We start from the raw sequence: 18,245 nt of genomic DNA, 5'->3' as shown, positions 1-18,245 counted from the left end.
GCCGAGGTCGGTATGGCCACCCACGAGGAGATGTCGGGCAGCCTGCTGCGCCAGGGCCTTGCCTTCCTCGACGCCGGGCCCGCGATCACCGAGCTGCACCGGGCGGTCGTCCAGGCCGACGTGACGGTGACCGTGGCCGACGTCGACTGGAGCCGCTACCACCCGCTGTTCACCTCGCGCCGCCCGAGCGCGCTGCTCAGCGAACTGCCCGAGGTCAGGGCTCTGGCCGAAGCCGAGCAGAAGCAGGCGGGCGAGTCGTCGACCTTCGCCAACGAACTGCGCGAGCTGTCCGAGGCCGAGCAGCACCGTCGCCTGGTCGCGCTGGTGCGTGCCGAGGCCGCGGCCGTGCTCGGGCACAGCTCCGCCGAGGAGGTCGGCGAGCAGAAGGCGTTCCAAGAGATCGGTTTCGACTCGCTGACCGCGGTCGAGCTGCGTCAGCGGCTCGGCGGCGCGACCGGGCTGACGCTGCCCGCGACGCTGGTCTTCGACTACCCGACGCCGAAGGTGCTGGCCGACCACCTGCACGCCGAACTGCTCGGCTCGGCCGCGGAAGCCGTGGTGTACCAGGCGAACCACGGCGGCACCACGGACGAGCCGATCGCCATCATCGGCATGGCCTGCCGCTTCCCCGGTGGCGCGAACACACCGGAGGAGTTCTGGCAGCTGATCGCCGAGGGCACCGACGCGATCACCGAGTTCCCCGGTGACCGCGGCTTCGACATGGCCATGCTGTACGACCCGGACCCCGACAACCCGGGCACCACCTACTCGACCGCGGGCGGTTACCTGCACACCGCGGGTGACTTCGACCCGGCCTTCTTCGGCATCTCGCCGCGCGAGGCGGTCGGCATGGACCCGCAGCAACGCCTGCTGCTGGAGACCACCTGGGAGGCCATCGAGCGTGCCGGGATCGACCCGGCGTCGCTGCGCGGCACCCGCACCGGCGCGTTCATCGGATCCAGCTACTCCGAATACGGCGCCATGGACGGCGGCGGTTCCGAGGGCTACGCGGTGACCGGCAGCAGCCCGAGCGTGCTCTCCGGCCGGGTGTCCTACGTCTTCGGGCTCGAAGGCCCGGCCGTCACCGTCGACACCGCGTGCTCGTCTTCGCTGGTCGCGCTGCACCTGGCGTGCCAGTCGCTGCGCAGCGGGGAGAGCACGCTCGCGCTGGCCGCCGGTGCCACGGTGATGCCGAACCCCAAGCCGCTGATCGCCTTCAGCCGCCAGCGCGCACTGGCCAAGGACGGGCGCTGCAAGGCGTTCTCCGATTCCGCCGACGGCATGACCCTGTCCGAGGGCATCGGCATGCTGCTGGTGGAGAAGCTGTCCGACGCCGAGCGCAACGGGCACCCGATCCTCGCCGTGGTGCGGGGTTCCGCGGTCAACCAGGACGGCGCCTCGAACGGGCTGTCCGCGCCCAACGGTCCCTCGCAGCAGCGGGTGATCATGCAGGCGCTGGCGAACGCGGGCGTCGCACCGTCCGATGTGGACGCCGTCGACGCGCACGGCACCGGCACCACGCTCGGTGACCCGATCGAGGCGCAGGCACTGCTGGCCACCTACGGCGCCGAGCGCGACCCGGAGCGGCCGCTGCTGCTGGGCTCGGTCAAGTCGAACATCGGGCACTCGCAGTCGGCCGCCGGCGTGGCCAGCGTGATCAAGATGGTGATGGCGCTGCGTCACGGAATGCTGCCGCGGACGTTGCACGCGGACACGCCCTCGTCCCATGTGGACTGGAGTTCGGGTGCGCTGTCCCTGTTGAACGAGCCGGCCTCGTGGGTGCCGAACGGTCGTCCGCGCCGGTGTGCGGTGTCCTCGTTCGGGGTCAGCGGGACCAACGCGCACGCGGTGCTCGAAGAGGCTCCGCCGGTTTCGGCGGAGCCCGCGCCGGTGGTGATCGAGCAGCCGGTCCCGGTGGTGCCGTGGGTGCTGTCGGCCCGCAGTGAAGCCGCGCTGGAAGCGCAGATCGCCAACCTGCTGCCCGCGGTCGAGGGCGAGCGCCCGGTCGACGTCGGCTTCTCGCTGGCCACCACGCGCTCGAAGTTCGAGTACCGCACGGTCATGATCGGGTCCTCCGAGGTGCGCGGGCTGGCCGACCTGGACGCCCGCACCACCTTCGTGTTCCCCGGCCAGGGAGCCCAGTGGGCCGGGATGGGCGCGCAGCTGATCGACGAGTCGCCGGTGTTCGCCGCGCGGATCGCCGAATGCGCCGCGGCCCTGGCGCCGTATCTCGACTGGTCGCTGCTCGACGTGTTGCGCGGGGTGGACGGCGCGCCGTCGATGGAACGCGTCGACGTGGTGCAGCCGGCGTCGTTCGCGGTGATGGTCTCGCTCGCCGAGGTGTGGCGCTCCTACGGCGTGATCCCGGACGCGGTGGTCGGGCACTCGCAGGGGGAGATCGCCGCGGCCTGCGTGTCCGGCGCGCTGTCGCTGGAGGACGCCGCGAAGGTGGTCGCCCTGCGCAGCCAGGCGATCGCGCGGGAACTGGCCGGGCGTGGCGGCATCGCGTCGATCGCGCTGCCCGCCGACGAGGTCACCGGGCGGCTCGCCGCCTGGGACGGCAGGCTTTCGCTGGCCGCCGAGAACGGTCCGCGCACGGTCGCCGTCTCCGGTGATCCCGAGGCGCTGGACGAACTGCTCGAAACCCTGGCCGCGGAAGGCGTGCGCGTGCGCCGGATCGTGGTCGACTACGCCTCGCACTCCGCGCACGTCGAGGACATCCGCGACGAGATCCTGCGCGACCTGCACGGGCTCGACCCGCAGCGGCCGCGGATCCCGTTCCTGTCCACGGTCACCGGCGAATGGGTCGACGGCGCCGAACTGACCGCCGACTACTGGTACCGCAACCTGCGCCAGACCGTGCACCTGGCGGGCGCCGTCCGCGACCTGGTGACGGCCGGGCATCGCGCGTTCATCGAGGTCAGCTCGCACCCGGTGCTGACGGTCGGGGTGGAGGACACCCTCGCCGACGCCGGGGAACGCGGCGTGGTGGCGGGCACGCTCCGCCGCGATCTCGGTGGCCTGGGCCGGGTGTGGACGTCGCTCGCCGAGGTTTTTGTGCGCGGGGTGGCAGTCGACTGGGCGGCTGCCTTCGAGGGCACCGGCGCGCGCCGGGTGCCCCTGCCGACCTACGCCTTCCAGCACGAGCGGTACTGGGTGGGCGGGCCGCAAATGCCCGAGCAGCCGACCGGCGCCGATCCGGTGGACACCGCGTTCTGGGCCGCCGTCGAACGCGCCGACCTGGCGACGCTCACCTCCAGCCTGCACGTCGACGAGGAATCGCTCGCGGCGGTGCTGCCCGCGCTGAACTCGTGGCGCCGGCAGCACCGCGAGCAGTCCACCGCGGACTCCTGGCGATACCGCGTCAACTGGAAGCCGTTGAGCGGTGGCCAGGCTTCGCTTTCCGGCACCTGGCTGCTGGTCACCGCCGAGGGCGTCGAGGACGAGGACGTCTTCGCGGCCTTGACCGAACACGGCGCCGAAGTGCGCCGGGTCGTCTTCGACGGTTCCACTGTGGACACCGAGGGCGTCACCGGTGTGGTGTCGCTGCTGTCGATGGCCGAGGAACCCAGCGAAACCGAGCCCGCGCTGGCACGCGGCCTCGAGCTGAGCGTCAAGCTGGTGCAGAACTGCGAGGCGCCGCTGTGGTTCCTGACCCGCGGCGCGGTGTCCACCGGTCGTTCCGACAAGCTGACCAACCCGGTGCAGGCGCAGGTGATGGGCGTCGGCTGGACCGTGGCGCTGGAGCACCCGCAGCGCTGGGGCGGTGTGATCGACCTGCCCGAGCGGCTCGACTCGCGCGCCGGGCAGCGCCTGGCCGCCGCGCTGGCCGACCCGGCCGGTGAGGACCAGCTCGCCATCCGCGCTTCCGGCACGCTCGCCCGCCGGATCGTCCGCGCTCCGGCGCGGCCGAACCGCGCCCGCGAGTGGCAGCCGCGCGGCACCACGCTGATCACCGGCGGCACCGGCACGCTCGGTCCGCACGTGGCGCACTGGCTCGCGCACCAGGGCGCGGAGCGGATCGTGCTGATCAGCCGTAGTGGCATCGAAGCGCCGGGCGCTCCCGAACTCGTTGCGGCGCTTCAGGAACTGGGCGCCGACGCGTCGGCGGTCTCCTGCGACATCACCGATCGCGACGCCGTGTCCGCCATGCTCGACGGCCTGCGCGCCGACGGTCACCAGATCCGCAACGTCATCCACACCGCCGCGGTGATCGGCCTGCACAGCCTCGCGGAGTCCACTTCGGACGCTTTCGGCCAGGTGGTCAACGCCAAGGTGCGCGGGGCCGAGCACCTCGACGCGCTGATCGACGAGGAACTCGACTCGTTCGTGATGTTCTCGTCCATCTCGGGCATGTGGGGCAGTGGCCAGCACGGCGCCTACGTCGCGGCCAACGCCTACCTCAACGCGCTGGCCGAGAACCGTCGCGGGCGCGGCCTGCCCGCGACCGCGGTGTCCTGGGGCATCTGGGCCGACGACCTCGGCCTCGGCCGCGTCGACCCGGAGCAGATCCGCCGCAGCGGCCTGGTGTTCATGAAGGCCCGCCTGGCGCTGTCCGCGCTGGGCCGCGCGCTCGACGAGAACGACACCGACGTGGCGATCGCCGACGTCGACTGGAACCGCTACCACCCGGTGTTCACCGCGACCCGGCCGACCACGCTGTTCGACGAGATCCCCGAGGTCCGGCAGCTGACCGAGGAAGCCGCGAACGCCGCGCCCAAGGACGACGGCGGATTCGCCGACCGGCTGCGCTCGCTGCCCGCCGCCGAGCAGGAGCGCGTGCTGCTCGACCTGGTGCGCACGCAGGTCGCCACCGTGCTCGGCCACTCCTCGGCCGACGAGCTGTCCGAGCACCGGGCCTTCCGCGAGATCGGCTTCGACTCGATCACCGCGGTCGACCTGCGCAACCGGCTCGCCGCGGCGACCGGGCTGACCCTGCCGACCACGATGGTCTTCGACCACCCGAACCCGATCGCGCTGGTCGAGTTCCTGCTCGGCGAGATCGAGGGCGGTGGCCGCTCCATCGCGCCGGTGGTCACCTCCGCCGTGGACGACGAGCCGATCGCCATCGTCGGCATGAGCTGCCGCTACCCGGGCGGGGTCAGCTCGCCGGAGGACCTGTGGGAGCTGGTGCTCGGCGGGGTCGACGCGATCTCCGGTTTCCCGGCCGACCGCGGCTGGGACGCCGGCGCGCTGTTCGACCCGGACCCCGACCGCCCCGGCGGCACGTACTCGGTGCAGGGCGGCTTCCTGCACGACGTGGCCAACTTCGATCCCGGTTTCTTCGGCATCAGCCCGCGTGAGGCACTGGCGATGGACCCGCAGCAGCGCCTGCTGCTGGAGACCGCGTGGGAGGCGTTCGAGCGCGCCGGGATCGACCCCGCTTCGCTGCGCGGCAGCCTGACCGGCGCGTTCATCGGCGCCAGCTACCAGGACTACTCGACCGGCGGCACGGACGCGGCCGGTGCCTCCGAGGGGCACATGATCACCGGCACGTTGTCGAGCGTGCTGTCCGGCCGGGTGTCCTACCTGTTCGGGCTGGAGGGTCCCGCGGTCACCATCGACACCGCGTGCTCGTCCTCGCTGGTCGCGATGCACCTGGCCTGCCAGTCGCTGCGCGGCGGGGAAAGCTCGCTCGCGCTCGCCGGTGGTGTCAGCGTGATGTCGACTCCGGGCGCGTTCGTCGGCTTCAGCCGTCAGCGCGCGCTCGCGCAGGACGGCCGTTGCAAGGCTTACTCCGACGCCGCCGACGGCATGACGCTGGCCGAAGGTGTCGGCCTGGTGCTGCTGGAGCGGCTGTCCGACGCCCGGCGCAACGGGCACGAGGTGCTCGCCGTGGTCCGCGGCAGCGCGATGAACCAGGACGGCGCTTCGAACGGCCTGACCGCGCCCAACGGTCCCTCGCAGCAGCGGGTGATCATGCAGGCGCTGGCCAACGCCAAGCTCGATCCGTCCGAAGTGGACGCCGTCGACGGCCACGGCACCGGTACCGCGTTGGGCGACCCGATCGAGGCGCAGGCGCTGCTGGCCACCTACGGCCAGGCCACCGGCCGGCAGCTGCTGCTCGGCTCGGTCAAGTCGAACATCGGTCACACGCAGATGGCCTCGGGTGTGGCCAGCGTGATCAAGATGGTGCTGGCGCTGCGGCACGGTGTGCTGCCGAAGACCCTGCACGTGGACCAGCCGTCGTCGCACGTCGACTGGAGCACGGGCGCGATCCAGCTGCTCACCGAGTCGACGCCGTGGCCGGAGACCGGCCGTCCGCGCCGGGCCGGGGTGTCCTCGTTCGGCCTCAGCGGGACGAACGTGCACACCATTCTCGAGCAGGCGGAGCCCGTCGAGGCTCCGGCGCCCATCACCGAGTCCGGCCCGATGCCGGTGCTGGTTTCGGCGCGCAGTGAGGACGCCCTCCGCGCGATGGCCGGACGTCTGCTGTCTACTGTGGAAGACCAGCACCTGACCGATGTGGCCGCCGCGCTGGCTACCACGCGGTCGACCTTCGAATACCGTGCCGCCGTGGTGGCCGAGGACACCGCGGAACTGGTGCGGGGCCTGACCGCGTTGCGCGACGGGCAGCCGGGCGCCGGGCTGGTGCGCGGGACCGCCGCCCGCGGCAGGCTCGCCTTCCTGTTAACCGGTCAGGGCAGCCAGCGGGCCGGAATGGGCCGCGAGCTGTACGACCGGTTCGAGGTGTTCGCCGACGCGCTGGACGCCGTGCTCGCGCACTTCGACACCGAGCTGGACCGGCCGCTGCGCGAGGTGATGTGGGAAGACGGCCCGGCACTGGACGAGACCGGTTACACCCAGCCCGCGTTGTTCGCGCTGGAAGTGGCGTTGTTCCGGCTTGTCGAGTCCTGGGGCGTCAAGCCTGACTTCCTGGCCGGGCACTCGATCGGTGAGATCGCCGCCGCCCACGTCGCCGGGGTGCTGTCCCTTGCGGACGCCGCGAAGCTGGTCGCCGCGCGCGGCCGGTTGATGCAGGCGTTGCCGACCGGTGGGGCGATGGTGGCGATCGAGGCCACCGAGGACGAAGTCACGCTCACCGATGGTGTTTCGATCGCCGCGATCAACGGCCCGAACTCCATTGTGGTCTCGGGTGACGAGGACGCGGTCGACGCGGTGGTGGCGCGGTTCGAGGGCCGCAAGACCAAGCGGCTCACCGTTTCGCACGCGTTCCACTCGCCGCGCATGGACGCCATGCTCGACGACTTCCGCGCCGCCATCGCGGACATCACCTTCGAAGCGCCGCAGATCCCCATTGCCACCACCGGTGACGTGACTTCGGTGGACTACTGGGTCGGCCACGTGCGCGACACCGTCCGGTTCGCCGACAGCATCTCGTGGCTGGCGGGCGAGGGCGTGCGCAACTTCCTCGAACTCGGGCCGGACGGTGTGCTTTCCGGCATGGCCCGCGAAAGCCTCGGCGAGGACGCGCTGCTGCTGCCCGCGCTGCGCCGCGACCGGCCCGAGGTGACCGCGCTGCTCGGCACCCTGACCGGTCTGCACGTCCACGGCGTGCGGGTCGACTGGGCCGGGTTCTTCGCCAGGGCCGGTGGCCGCCGGGTCGAGCTGCCGACCTACCCGTTCCAGCACCAGCGGTACTGGCCGGAGACCAGCGCGGCCGAAGCCCCGGTGGACGCCGCGGACTCGGTGGACGCCGAGTTCTGGTCCGCGGTCGAACGCGCTGACGTGGCCTCGCTCGCGCGGACGCTCGACCTTGATGGCGACACGGTCACCGCGATGGTGCCCGCGCTGTCCACCTGGCGTCGCAAGCGGCAGGAGCTGTCCACTGTGGATAGCTGGTGCTACGCGGTCACCTGGAAGCCGGTCGAAGCGGGCACCAAGCCGCTGATCGGGCCGTGGCTGGTGCTCGCGCCGGTCGCCGACGAGCGCGCGACCACGATCGCCGACGGCCTCGGTGTGGAGACCACGCTGGTCGAGGTCACCGGCGACGACCGCACCGCGCTGGCCGAACGCCTGCGTGACCTGGGCGTCGCGGACACCCGCCTCGGTGGCGTGCTGTCCCTTGTGGACCTGACCGCCACCGCCGCCGTGGTCCAGGCACTGGGCGACACCGGCATCGACGCGCCGCTGTGGTGCGTCACCACCGGTGCGGTGTCGGTGGGCCGGTCGGAAGCGCTGACCGAGCCGGAGCAGGCCGCGATCTGGGGCCTCGGCCGGGTGGTCGCGCTGGAGCACCCCGACCGCTGGGGTGGTCTGCTCGACCTGCCCGGTGAGTTGGACCGCGCCACGCTGCGCCGACTGCCGGGTGTGCTCGCCGGAGATGAGGACCAGGTCGCCGTGCGGCCGTCCGGGGTCTACGCCCGGCGGCTCGTGCACCGGCCCGCCGGTCCCGAGCCACGCACCAGCTTCGAGCCGAGCGGCACGGTGCTGGTCACCGGTGGCACCGGTGGTCTCGGCAGGCACATCGCGCGCTGGCTGCTGGACAACGGCGCCGAGCACCTGCTGCTGCTGAGCCGTCGCGGGCCGGACGCACCCGGTGCGGCCGATCTCGCGGACGAGCGCGTCACCATCAAGGCCTGCGACGTCGCCGACCGGGACGCGCTGGCCGCGGTGCTCGCCGAACACCCGGTCAGCGCGGTGATCCACACCGCCGGAGTGGTCGAGGACGGGCTCGTCGACGCGCTCACCCCGGAGTCGTTCGACGCGGTCATGCGGTCCAAGGCGATCGCCGCGAAGAACCTGCACGAGCTGACCGGCGAGCTGTCGGCGTTTGTGCTCTACGCCTCGACCGCCGGCGTGATCGGCGCGGCGGGCCAGGGCAACTACGCCGCCGCGAACGCCTATCTCGACGCGCTCGCCGAGCACCGCCGTGGCCTCGGCCTGCCCGCGACCTCGATCGCCTGGGGCCCGTGGGCCGAGGGCGGCATGGTCGCCGACTCGGCTGACGCGGTGGCGAACCGGCTGCGGCGCGGCGGGCTCAGCCCGATGGCGCCCGAGCCGGCGATCTCCGCGCTGAAGCAGGCGATCGAGCACGATCAGACCACGCTGGTGGTCGCCGACATCGACTGGACCCGCTACTACCCGGCGCTGACCGCGCTGCGTCCGGCACCGTTCGCCGCGGACCTGCCGGAAGTGCGGCGGATGCGTGAGGTCGGGTCCGCCGGGACCGGCACCGTCGAGCGGCCCGCCGGGCACGAACTCGCGGAACTGCCACCGGCCGAGCGCTCGCGCAAGGTGCTGGAGATGTTGCGGACGCAGGTCGCCGCGGTGCTCGGGCACGCCGACGCGAGCGAGGTCGAGCCGGACCGGGCGTTCAGCGATCTGGGCTTCGACTCGCTGACCACGCTGGAACTGCGCAACGGCCTGGCCGCCGCGACCGGCCTGACCCTGCCCGCCTCGCTGATCTACGACTACCCGACGCCGCGGGCGCTCGCCGAGCACCTGTTGGGCGAGCTGCTCGGTGCGGTCGACCAGCCGGTCACCACCGCGGTGGCGACCCGGCCGGTCGACGACGACCCGATCGCGATCGTCGGGATCGGCTGCCGGTTCCCCGGTGGGGTCACCTCGCCGGAGGAGTTGTGGGAGCTGCTCGCCGAAGGACGTGACGGGGTCACCGCGTTCCCCGACGACCGCGGCTGGGACCTCGGCATGCTCGCCCAGGGCGCCTCGGCCACCCGCGAGGCCGGATTCCTCAGCGGCGTGGCCGATTTCGACGCCACCTTCTTCGGCATCAGCCCGCGCGAGGCGCTGGCGATGGACCCGCAGCAGCGGCTCGTGCTGGAGACCGCGTGGGAAGCGCTCGAACGCGCCGGGATCGACCCGTCGAAGCTGCGTGGCAGCCAGACCGGCGTTTTTGTCGGTACCAACGGCCAGGACTATCCGAGCGTGCTCCGCCGGGCTTCGGCCGACGTGCAGGGTTACGTCGCGACCGGCAACACCGCGAGCGTGATGTCCGGCCGCCTGGCCTACAACCTCGGGCTGGAGGGCCCGGCGGTCACCGTCGACACGGCGTGCTCGTCCTCGCTGGTCGCGATGCACTGGGCCACCCGCGCGCTGCGCGCCGGGGAATGCGGCCTGGCACTCGCGGGCGGTGTCTCGGTGATGGCCAGCCCGGATTCGTTCATCGAGTTCACCACCCAGGGCGGGCTCGCCGCCGACGGCCGCTGCAAGGCCTTCGCCGAGGCGGCCGACGGCACGGCCTGGGCCGAGGGTGCCGGCATGCTGGTGCTGGAGCGGCTGTCCGACGCGATCGCCAACGGCCACCAGGTCTGGGGCGTGCTCAAGGGATCCGCGGTCAACTCCGACGGTGCCTCCAACGGCCTGACCGCGCCCAACGGCCCGTCGCAGCAGCGGGTGATCCGGCAGGCGCTGGCCGACGCCGGGGTGAGCACCGCCGAGATCGACGCGGTGGAGGCCCACGGCACCGGCACCACGCTGGGCGACCCGATCGAGGCGCAGGCACTGCTCGGCACCTTCGGCGCCGACCGCGACGAGCCGCTGTGGCTCGGGGCGATCAAGTCGAACATCGGCCACGCGCAGGCCGCCGCCGGGGTGGCCGGCGTGATCAAGATGGTGCTCGCCATGCGTTACGGCGTGCTGCCGAAGACGCTGCACGTGGACGCGCCGTCGTCCCATGTGGACTGGAGTGCGGGCGCGGTGTCGCTGCTCGACGAGGCGCGGCCGTGGCCGGTGAGCGACCACCCGCGCCGTGCCGGGGTCTCGGCGTTCGGGGTCAGCGGCACCAACGCGCACGTGGTGCTGGAGCAGGCGCCGGTGATCGAGGCGGAAGTCGCCCCGGCGGCGGTGACGCCGACCGTGGTGCCGTGGCTGGTCTCCGGCCGGACGAAGGAGGCGCTCGCCGCGCAGACCGAGCGCCTGCGCGACTTCGCCGCCCGGCACCCCGAAGAATCCACTGTGGACATCGCGTACTCGCTCGCGACCACCCGCTCGGCCTTCGCGCACCGTGCGGTGCTGCTGGTCACCGGTGGTGAAGTGACCGAGGGCGCGCGGGCGTCGGTGCGGCGGGGCGACGGGCAGACCGCGTTCCTGTTCACCGGCCAGGGTTCACAGCGGATCGGCATGGGGCGTGAGCTGTACGACCGGTTCGAGGTCTTCGCGGACACCTTCGACGCGGTGGCCGCGCACCTCGACGTGGAACTGGACCGCCCGTTGCGTGAGGTGGTCTGGGGCCAGGACGCGGAACTGCTGCAGCAGACCGGCTGGGCCCAGCCCGCGTTGTTCGCCATCGAGGTGGCGCTGTACCGGCTGGCCACTCACCTGGGTCTGCGGGCCGACCGGCTCGCCGGGCATTCGATCGGTGAGATCGCCGCCGCGCACGTGGCCGGGGTGCTCAGCCTGGAAGACGCGTGCACGCTGGTCGCCGCCCGTGCTCGCCTGATGCAGGCACTGCCGACCGGTGGTGCCATGGTGGCGATCAAGGCGACCGAAGACGAGATCACCCTGACCGAGGGCGTCTCGATCGCCGCGGTGAACGGGCCGTCGTCCGTGGTCATCGCCGGTGACGAGGCCGAAGTGCTGGAGATCGCGGCCGGCTTCGAGAAGACCAGTCGCCTCAAGGTGTCCCACGCGTTCCACTCGCCGCTGATGGACCCGATGCTGGACGACTTCCGGGCCGCCATCGAAGGTCTGGCCTTCCACGAGCCGCGGATCCCGGTGGTCACCACCGGCGACGTGACCACAGTGGACTACTGGGTGAACCACGTGCGCGACACCGTGCGGTTCGCGGACAACGTGCGCACGCTGGCCGAAGCCGGGGTCACCACGATGATCGAGCTGGGCCCGGACGGGGTGCTGGCCGCGATGGTCACCGAAGAGGCGCTGGTGGTCCCGCTGCTGCGCAAGGACCGCGACGAGGAACTGGCGCTCACCGCCGCGCTGGGCACGCTGCACGCGAACGGCGTCGACGTGGAGTGGGCGAACTACTTCACCGGTACCGGCGCGTCGAGGGTCGAGCTGCCGACCTACGCCTTCCAGCGCGAGCGGTACTGGCCGGAGGGCACCATCGCGATGGGCCCGCCGGAGGCCGATCCGGCCGACGCGGAGTTCTGGGCCGCGGTCGACCGCGCGGACGTCGATTCGGTGGCGTCGACCCTGGAGCTGGACGGCGAGACGGTGACCGCGATGGTCCCGGCGCTGTCGTCCTGGCGCCGCCGTCGCCGCGAACAGTCCGTTGTGGACGGCTGGCGCTACGAGACGGTGTGGACGCCGATCAGCGCCGGAACCGAGCTGGCCGGCCGCTGGCTGGTGCTGCTCCCGGCGGAGACGGCCGAGGACGAGTGGACCTCCGACGTGGTGGAGGCGCTGGGCGGCAACACGGTCTGCCTGGACGTGCGCAGCCGCGCCGAACTCGCCGGATTGCTGCTGGAGGTCAACGACTCGTCGTTCGACGGGGTGGTTTCGCTGCTGGCGACCGAGGGCAGCGAGGTACCCGACCACGCCTGGCCCGCGGAACAGTTGCAGGTGCTCGGCGAAGCGGGCGTCACCGCGCCGCTGTGGTGCGTGACTCGGGGTGCGGTCGCGGTCGGTGACGAGGTCGCGGAGAACTTCGGCCAGGCCGCGGTGTGGGGCCAGGGCCGGGTCGCCGCGCTGGAGCACCCGGACCGCTGGGGTGGTCTGGTCGACCTGACCACCGCGAACGGGCTCGCCGCCGTGCTCGCCGGGACCGAGAACCAGATCGCGTTGCGGGAGCACGGGATCTTCGGCAGGCGCCTGGTCCGGGCAGCCGGGGCGGCCGGTTCGTGGACGCCGGAAGGCACGGTCCTGCTGATCGGCGGGAACGAGCAGCTGGCCACCTGGCTGGCGCGTGGTGGTGCCACGGTGATCACCGGTACCGCCGCCGACCTGGCCGAACACGACGTCACCGCGGTGGTCCACGCCGGGGCCGAAGACCTCGAAAGCGTGCGCGAACTGGACGAACTGGCCGGCGACCGGCCGCTGGACGCCTTTGTGGTGCTCGGCTCGATCGCCGGGGTCTGGGGGGTGCGCGGCCGTGGTCCGCAGGCCGCCGTGGACGCCTACGCCGAAGCGGTGGTCCGCGCCCGGCGCGCCCGTGGTGCGACGGCGTTGCACCTGGCCTGGGGACCGTTCGCGGAGACGCCGGAAAGCCAGCTGGGGCGGCACCTGCGGTTGAGCGGGCTGCCCGGGATGGACGTGGAGCTGGCGTTCGCCGCGCTGGGCCGGGCGGTGGCCGCCGGGGACACCTCGGTGACCGTGGCGGACGTGCGGTGGGAGACCTTCGCACCCTCGCTGCCGGGTCCGCTGCTCGCCGACCTGCCGGAGGCTTCGGCGGCGGAAGAGTCCGATGTGGATTCTTCGGAATTGCGGCAGCGGCTGCTGTCCCTGCCCGCCGAGGACCGGGCCGACGCGCTGCTGGCCGTGGTCAGGGCGAAGATCGCCGTGGTGCTCGGGCATTCGACCACCGACGCGATCGAGGACGGCTCGCCGTTCCGCGACCTGGGCTTCGACTCGCTGACCTCGGTCGACCTGCGCAACCAGCTCAACACCGAAACCGGGCTGAGCCTGCCCGCGACCCTGGTCTTCGACTACCCGACCCCGGCGGAGCTGGCCGCCTACCTCCTCGAAGAGCTGCTGGGCACCGGCGCCGAGCAGACGAACGTGGTGCAGGTGACCGGAGCGGTCACCGACGACCCGATCGCCATCGTGGGCATGGCCTGCCGGTTCCCCGGTGGGGTGCGGTCGCCGGAGGACCTGTGGGAGCTGGTCACCGGTGGCGTGGACGCCGTCGGCGAGATGCCCGCCGATCGTGGCTGGGACTTCGAGAAGCTGTTCGGTGCCAAGCAGAGCATCACCCGCCAGGGCGGATTCCTCTACGACGTGGCGGACTTCGACCCGGACTTCTTCGCCATCTCACCGCGCGAGGCGCTGGTGATGGACCCGCAGCAGCGCGTGCTGCTCGAGTCGGCGTGGGAGGCGATGGAGCGCGCCGGGATCGATCCCGGCACGCTGCGTGGCACCGACGCCGGGGTGTTCATCGGCGGCGGCAGCGGTGAGTACCGCCTGCCCGCCGAGACCGCCGGGCACGAGTGGCAGACCGCGCAGTCGGCGAGCCTGCTCTCCGGCCGTCTCGCCTACACCTTCGGCTTCCAGGGCCCCACGGTCTCGGTCGACACGGCGTGCTCGTCGTCGCTGGTCTCGCTGCACCTGGCCGCGCAGGCACTGCGCAACGGCGAGTGCTCGATCGCGCTGGCCGGTGGCGTGACGGTGATGTCCACCCCGGTGGGCTTTGTCGAGTTCAGCGCACAGGGCGCGTTGTCCGAGGACGGCCGCTGCAAGGCGTTCGCCGACACCGCGGACGGCACCGGCTGGTCCGAGGGCGTTGGCATGCTGGTGGTCGAGCGGCTGTCCGACGCGCGGCGCAACGGGCACGAGGTGCTCGCCGTGGTCAAGGGCTCGGCGATCAACTCCGACGGTGCCTCCAACGGACTGACCGCGCCGAGCGGTCCGTCCCAGCAGCGGGTGATCCGGGCGGCGCTGGCCGGCGCCGGGCTGGGAACGTCCGATGTGGACGCGGTCGAGGCACACGGCACCGGCACCAAGCTGGGCGACCCGATCGAGGCGCAGGCGCTGCTGGCGACCTACGGCCGGGATCGTGAGCAGCCGCTGCTGCTGGGCACGATCAAGTCCAACATCGGCCACACGCAGTCGGCCGCGGGCGTGGCGGGCGTGATCAAGATGGTGATGGCCATGCGCAACGGCCAGCTGCCGCGGACGCTGCACGTGGACCGGCCGACCACCCAGGTCGACTGGAGCGCGGGCTCGGTCCGGCTGCTCACCGAGACCACACCGTGGCCGGAGGTGGGCCGCCCGCGCCGGGCCGGGGTTTCCTCGTTCGGTGCCAGCGGGACCAACGCGCACCTGATCCTGGAGCAGGCCGAAACCGTGCCGCCGACCGAGGCGGTCGCACCCGAGCGCAAGCCCGAGGTGATGCCGGTGCTGGTCTCCGGCCGCACCCCGGCGGCGCTGCGGGCGCAGGCGAACCGGCTGCTCGACCTGGCGCGCGAGAACGACGACCTGGCCGGGATCGCGTTGTCGGCGGCGACCACCCGTGCCTCCTTCGAACACCGCGCGGTGGTGCTCGCCGGTCAGCAGGGTGAACTGGTCGACGGCCTGGTCGCGCTGGCGGAGGACGCGGTCGCGCCGCACGTGGTGCGCGACGAAGCGGCCCGCTCCGGCAAGCTCGCGTTCCTGTTCACCGGGCAGGGCGCGCAGCGGATCGGCATGGGCCGGGAGCTGTACAACCGCTTCCCGGTGTTCGCCGCGGCGCTCGACGAAGTGCTGGAACGCCTGGACGTCCGCGACGTCATGTGGGGCGACGACCAGGAGGCGCTGAACCAGACGGGGCACGCGCAGCTCGCGTTGTTCGCCGTCGAGGTGGCGCTGTACCGGCTGCTGGAGTCGTGGGACATCAAGCCGGACTTCCTCGCCGGGCATTCGATCGGCGAGCTGTCCGCGGCCCACGTGGCCGGGGTGCTGACCCTCGACGACGCGTGCGCGCTGGTGTCCGCCCGCGCTCGCCTGATGCAGGCCCTGCCCGCCGGCGGCGCGATGGCCGCGCTCCAGGCGAGCGAGGAGGACGTGCTGCCGTACCTGGTCGACGGGGTGTCTATCGCCGCGGTCAACGGGCCGAACTCGGTGGTCGTCGCCGGGGACGCGGAGCTGGTCGACAAGGTGGCCGAACCGTGGAAGGCCAAGCGCCTCAAGGTGTCCCACGCCTTCCACTCGGCGCACATGGACCCGATGCTCGACGAGTTCCGCACGGTCGCCGAGGGCTTGACCTACTCGGCGCCGCGCATCCCGATCGCCACCGAAGGCGACGTGACCTCGCCCGAGTACTGGGTGCGGCACGTGCGGGACGCGGTGCGCTTCGGTGACGCCATGCGGAACCTGGACGGCCGGGGCGTGGCCACCTACGTGGAACTCGGCCCGGACGCGGCGCTGTCGGCGATGGCCCGCGAGTCGATTTCGGCGCAGGCGCTGGTGGTCCCGGTGCTGCGCAAGGACCGCGGTGAGGAGAACAGCCTGGTCTCGGCGCTGGCCAGGGTGCACACCCGTGGCGTGCGCGTCGGCTGGCGCGAGTTCTTCGCCGGGGTCGGCGCGGCCAGGCTGGACCTGCCGACCTACGCCTTCCAGCGGCAGCGGTACTGGCCGGACGCCGTGCCGACCGCGCCGAAGGTGGAGACCGACGGCGTTTCCGATCAGGGCCTGTGGGAAGCCGTGGCGCAGCAGGACTTCGCTTCGCTGGAGTCGGTGCTCGACGTCGACAGCGAATCCTTGTCGAAGGTGCTCCCGGCACTGCTCGACTGGCGGCGCCAGCGCGAGGACCAGTCCGTTGTGGACAGCTGGCGGCATCGGATCGGGTGGAAGCCGCTGGGCGGCAAGAAGACCGATCGGCTCGACGGCACCTGGCTCGCGGTGGTCCCGGCCGGGCGAGGTGAGATGCTGGACGCGCTCGATGCCGAGTTCATCCGGGTCGAGGTCGACGCGCCGGATCGCGAGCAGGTCGCCGAAGCGCTCGAGGCGCACAGCGGCACCACGTTCACGGGCGTGGTCTCCCTGCTGGCACTGGCCGAATCGGCCGGTGGCGGCGCTCCGGCCGGTGTGCTGCTGACCGCGACGCTGGTGCAGGCGCTGGGCGACGCGGGCATCACCGCGCCGCTGTGGTGCCTGACCAGCGGGGCGATCTCGGTGGGCCGCTCGGAAACGGTGCCGAACCCGGAGCAGGCCGCCGTGTGGGGCCTCGGCCGGGTGGCCGCGATGGAGTACCCGGAACGCTGGGGCGGGCTCATCGACGTCCCGGCCCAGCTCGACGACCGGGTGGTCCGCGGTCTCACGTCCGTCCTTTCCGGACTGGACGCCGAGGACCAGGTGGCCGTGCGGACCAGCGGCATCTTCGGACGGCGGCTGCTCCCGGCTCCCGCGCCGACGCCGGCCCGGGAATGGGAGCCGAGCGGGACCGTGCTGATCACCGGTGGCACCGGCGCGCTGGGCGGGCACGTGGCCCGCACGCTCGCCGAGGCCGGGGCACGGCACCTGGTGCTGGTCAGCCGTCGCGGACCGGAGGCGCCGGGCGCCGAGGAACTGCGGACCGAACTGGCCGGGCTCGGCGCGGCGGTGACCGTCGCCGCCTGCGATGTCGCCGATCGCGCCGCGGTGACTGAACTCCTTGGCGACATTCCGGATCTGACCGGTGTCGTGCACGCGGCCGGTGTGCTCGACGACGGCGTGCTCGACCGGCTCACCCCCGACCGGTTCCAGGACGTGTTCCGGACCAAGGTGGACTCGGCGCTCCTGCTCGACGAGCTGACGCGGGAGCTGGACCTGTCCGCGTTCGTGCTGTTCTCCTCGGCGTCGTCGGCGATCGGCAACCCCGGTCAGGCCAACTACGCCGCGGCGAACGCGGTGCTCGACGCACTGGCCGAGCGACGACGGGCCGACGGCCACGCGGCCACCTCGATCGCCTGGGGCGCCTGGGGTGGTGGCGGCATGGCCGGTACCGACCAGGCCGTGGAAACCGCGCGCCGGGCCGGGGTGGCGATGATGGAACCCGAGCTGGCCTGCCAGGTGTTGCGGCAGCTGGCCGCGGAGAGCGAGCCGACCGCGGTGGTGGCCGCGGTCGACCAGAGCCGCTTCGCCTCGGGTGGTTTCCGCCCCAGCCCGCTGATGCGCGAGCTGGCTCCCGCGCAGGGACCCGCCGCCGAGACCGCGCCCGCCGAACCGGCACTGGCCGAGCAGGTGCTGAAGCTGGCCCCGGCCCGCCGCTACGAAGTGGTGCTGGAACTGGTGCGGACCAGGGCCGCCGAGGTGCTGGGACAGGCCGATCTCGACGCGGTGCGCGAGGACCGGCCGTTCCGCGATCTCGGGTTCGACTCGCTCGCGGTGGTGGAGCTGCGCAACCAGCTCAACGCCGCGACCGGGCTGAGCCTGGCTTCCACGCTGGTGTTCGACCACCCGAACCCGAAGGCGCTGGCCGAGCACCTGCTCGAACAGCTGGTGCCCGATGGCGCCGTCGGCGACAGCGAAGAAGCCGAGGTCCGCGAACTGCTCGCCTCGGTGCCACTGGCGAAGTTGCGCGAGCACGGCATGCTCGACCAGCTGCTGCGGCTGGCCCGGCCCGGGGGCGGAGCCGAGGAGAACGGCGAGAGCGCCTCCATCGACACGATGACGGTGGACGACCTGGTGCAGGCCGCGCTCAGCGGCCAGGACGGCCATGACGACCAGTCCGACCTTTCCTGGAAGTGAGT

General features: G+C 72.5%; 1 protein-coding gene (running past one end of the window). It reads left to right on the top strand.

Translation table 11 applies throughout. From position 1 onward, the window contains the following. Nucleotides 1–18,243, top strand: the 3' portion of a protein-coding gene (locus YIM_RS39430) for a type I polyketide synthase (protein ID WP_153035205.1). The gene continues 9,051 nt to the left of window position 1, outside the view; only the last 18,243 of its 27,294 coding nucleotides appear in the window; the start codon falls outside the window, past its left edge; it ends in the stop codon at nucleotides 18,241–18,243. Nucleotides 18,244–18,245: the final 2 nt, after the last annotated feature.

This window comes from Amycolatopsis sp. YIM 10, from assembly GCF_009429145.1.
Classification (GTDB): Bacteria; Actinomycetota; Actinomycetes; order Mycobacteriales; family Pseudonocardiaceae; genus Amycolatopsis.
The sequence above is the reverse complement of the archived record's forward strand: the minus strand, read 5'-3'. Positions and strand labels throughout refer to the sequence as shown.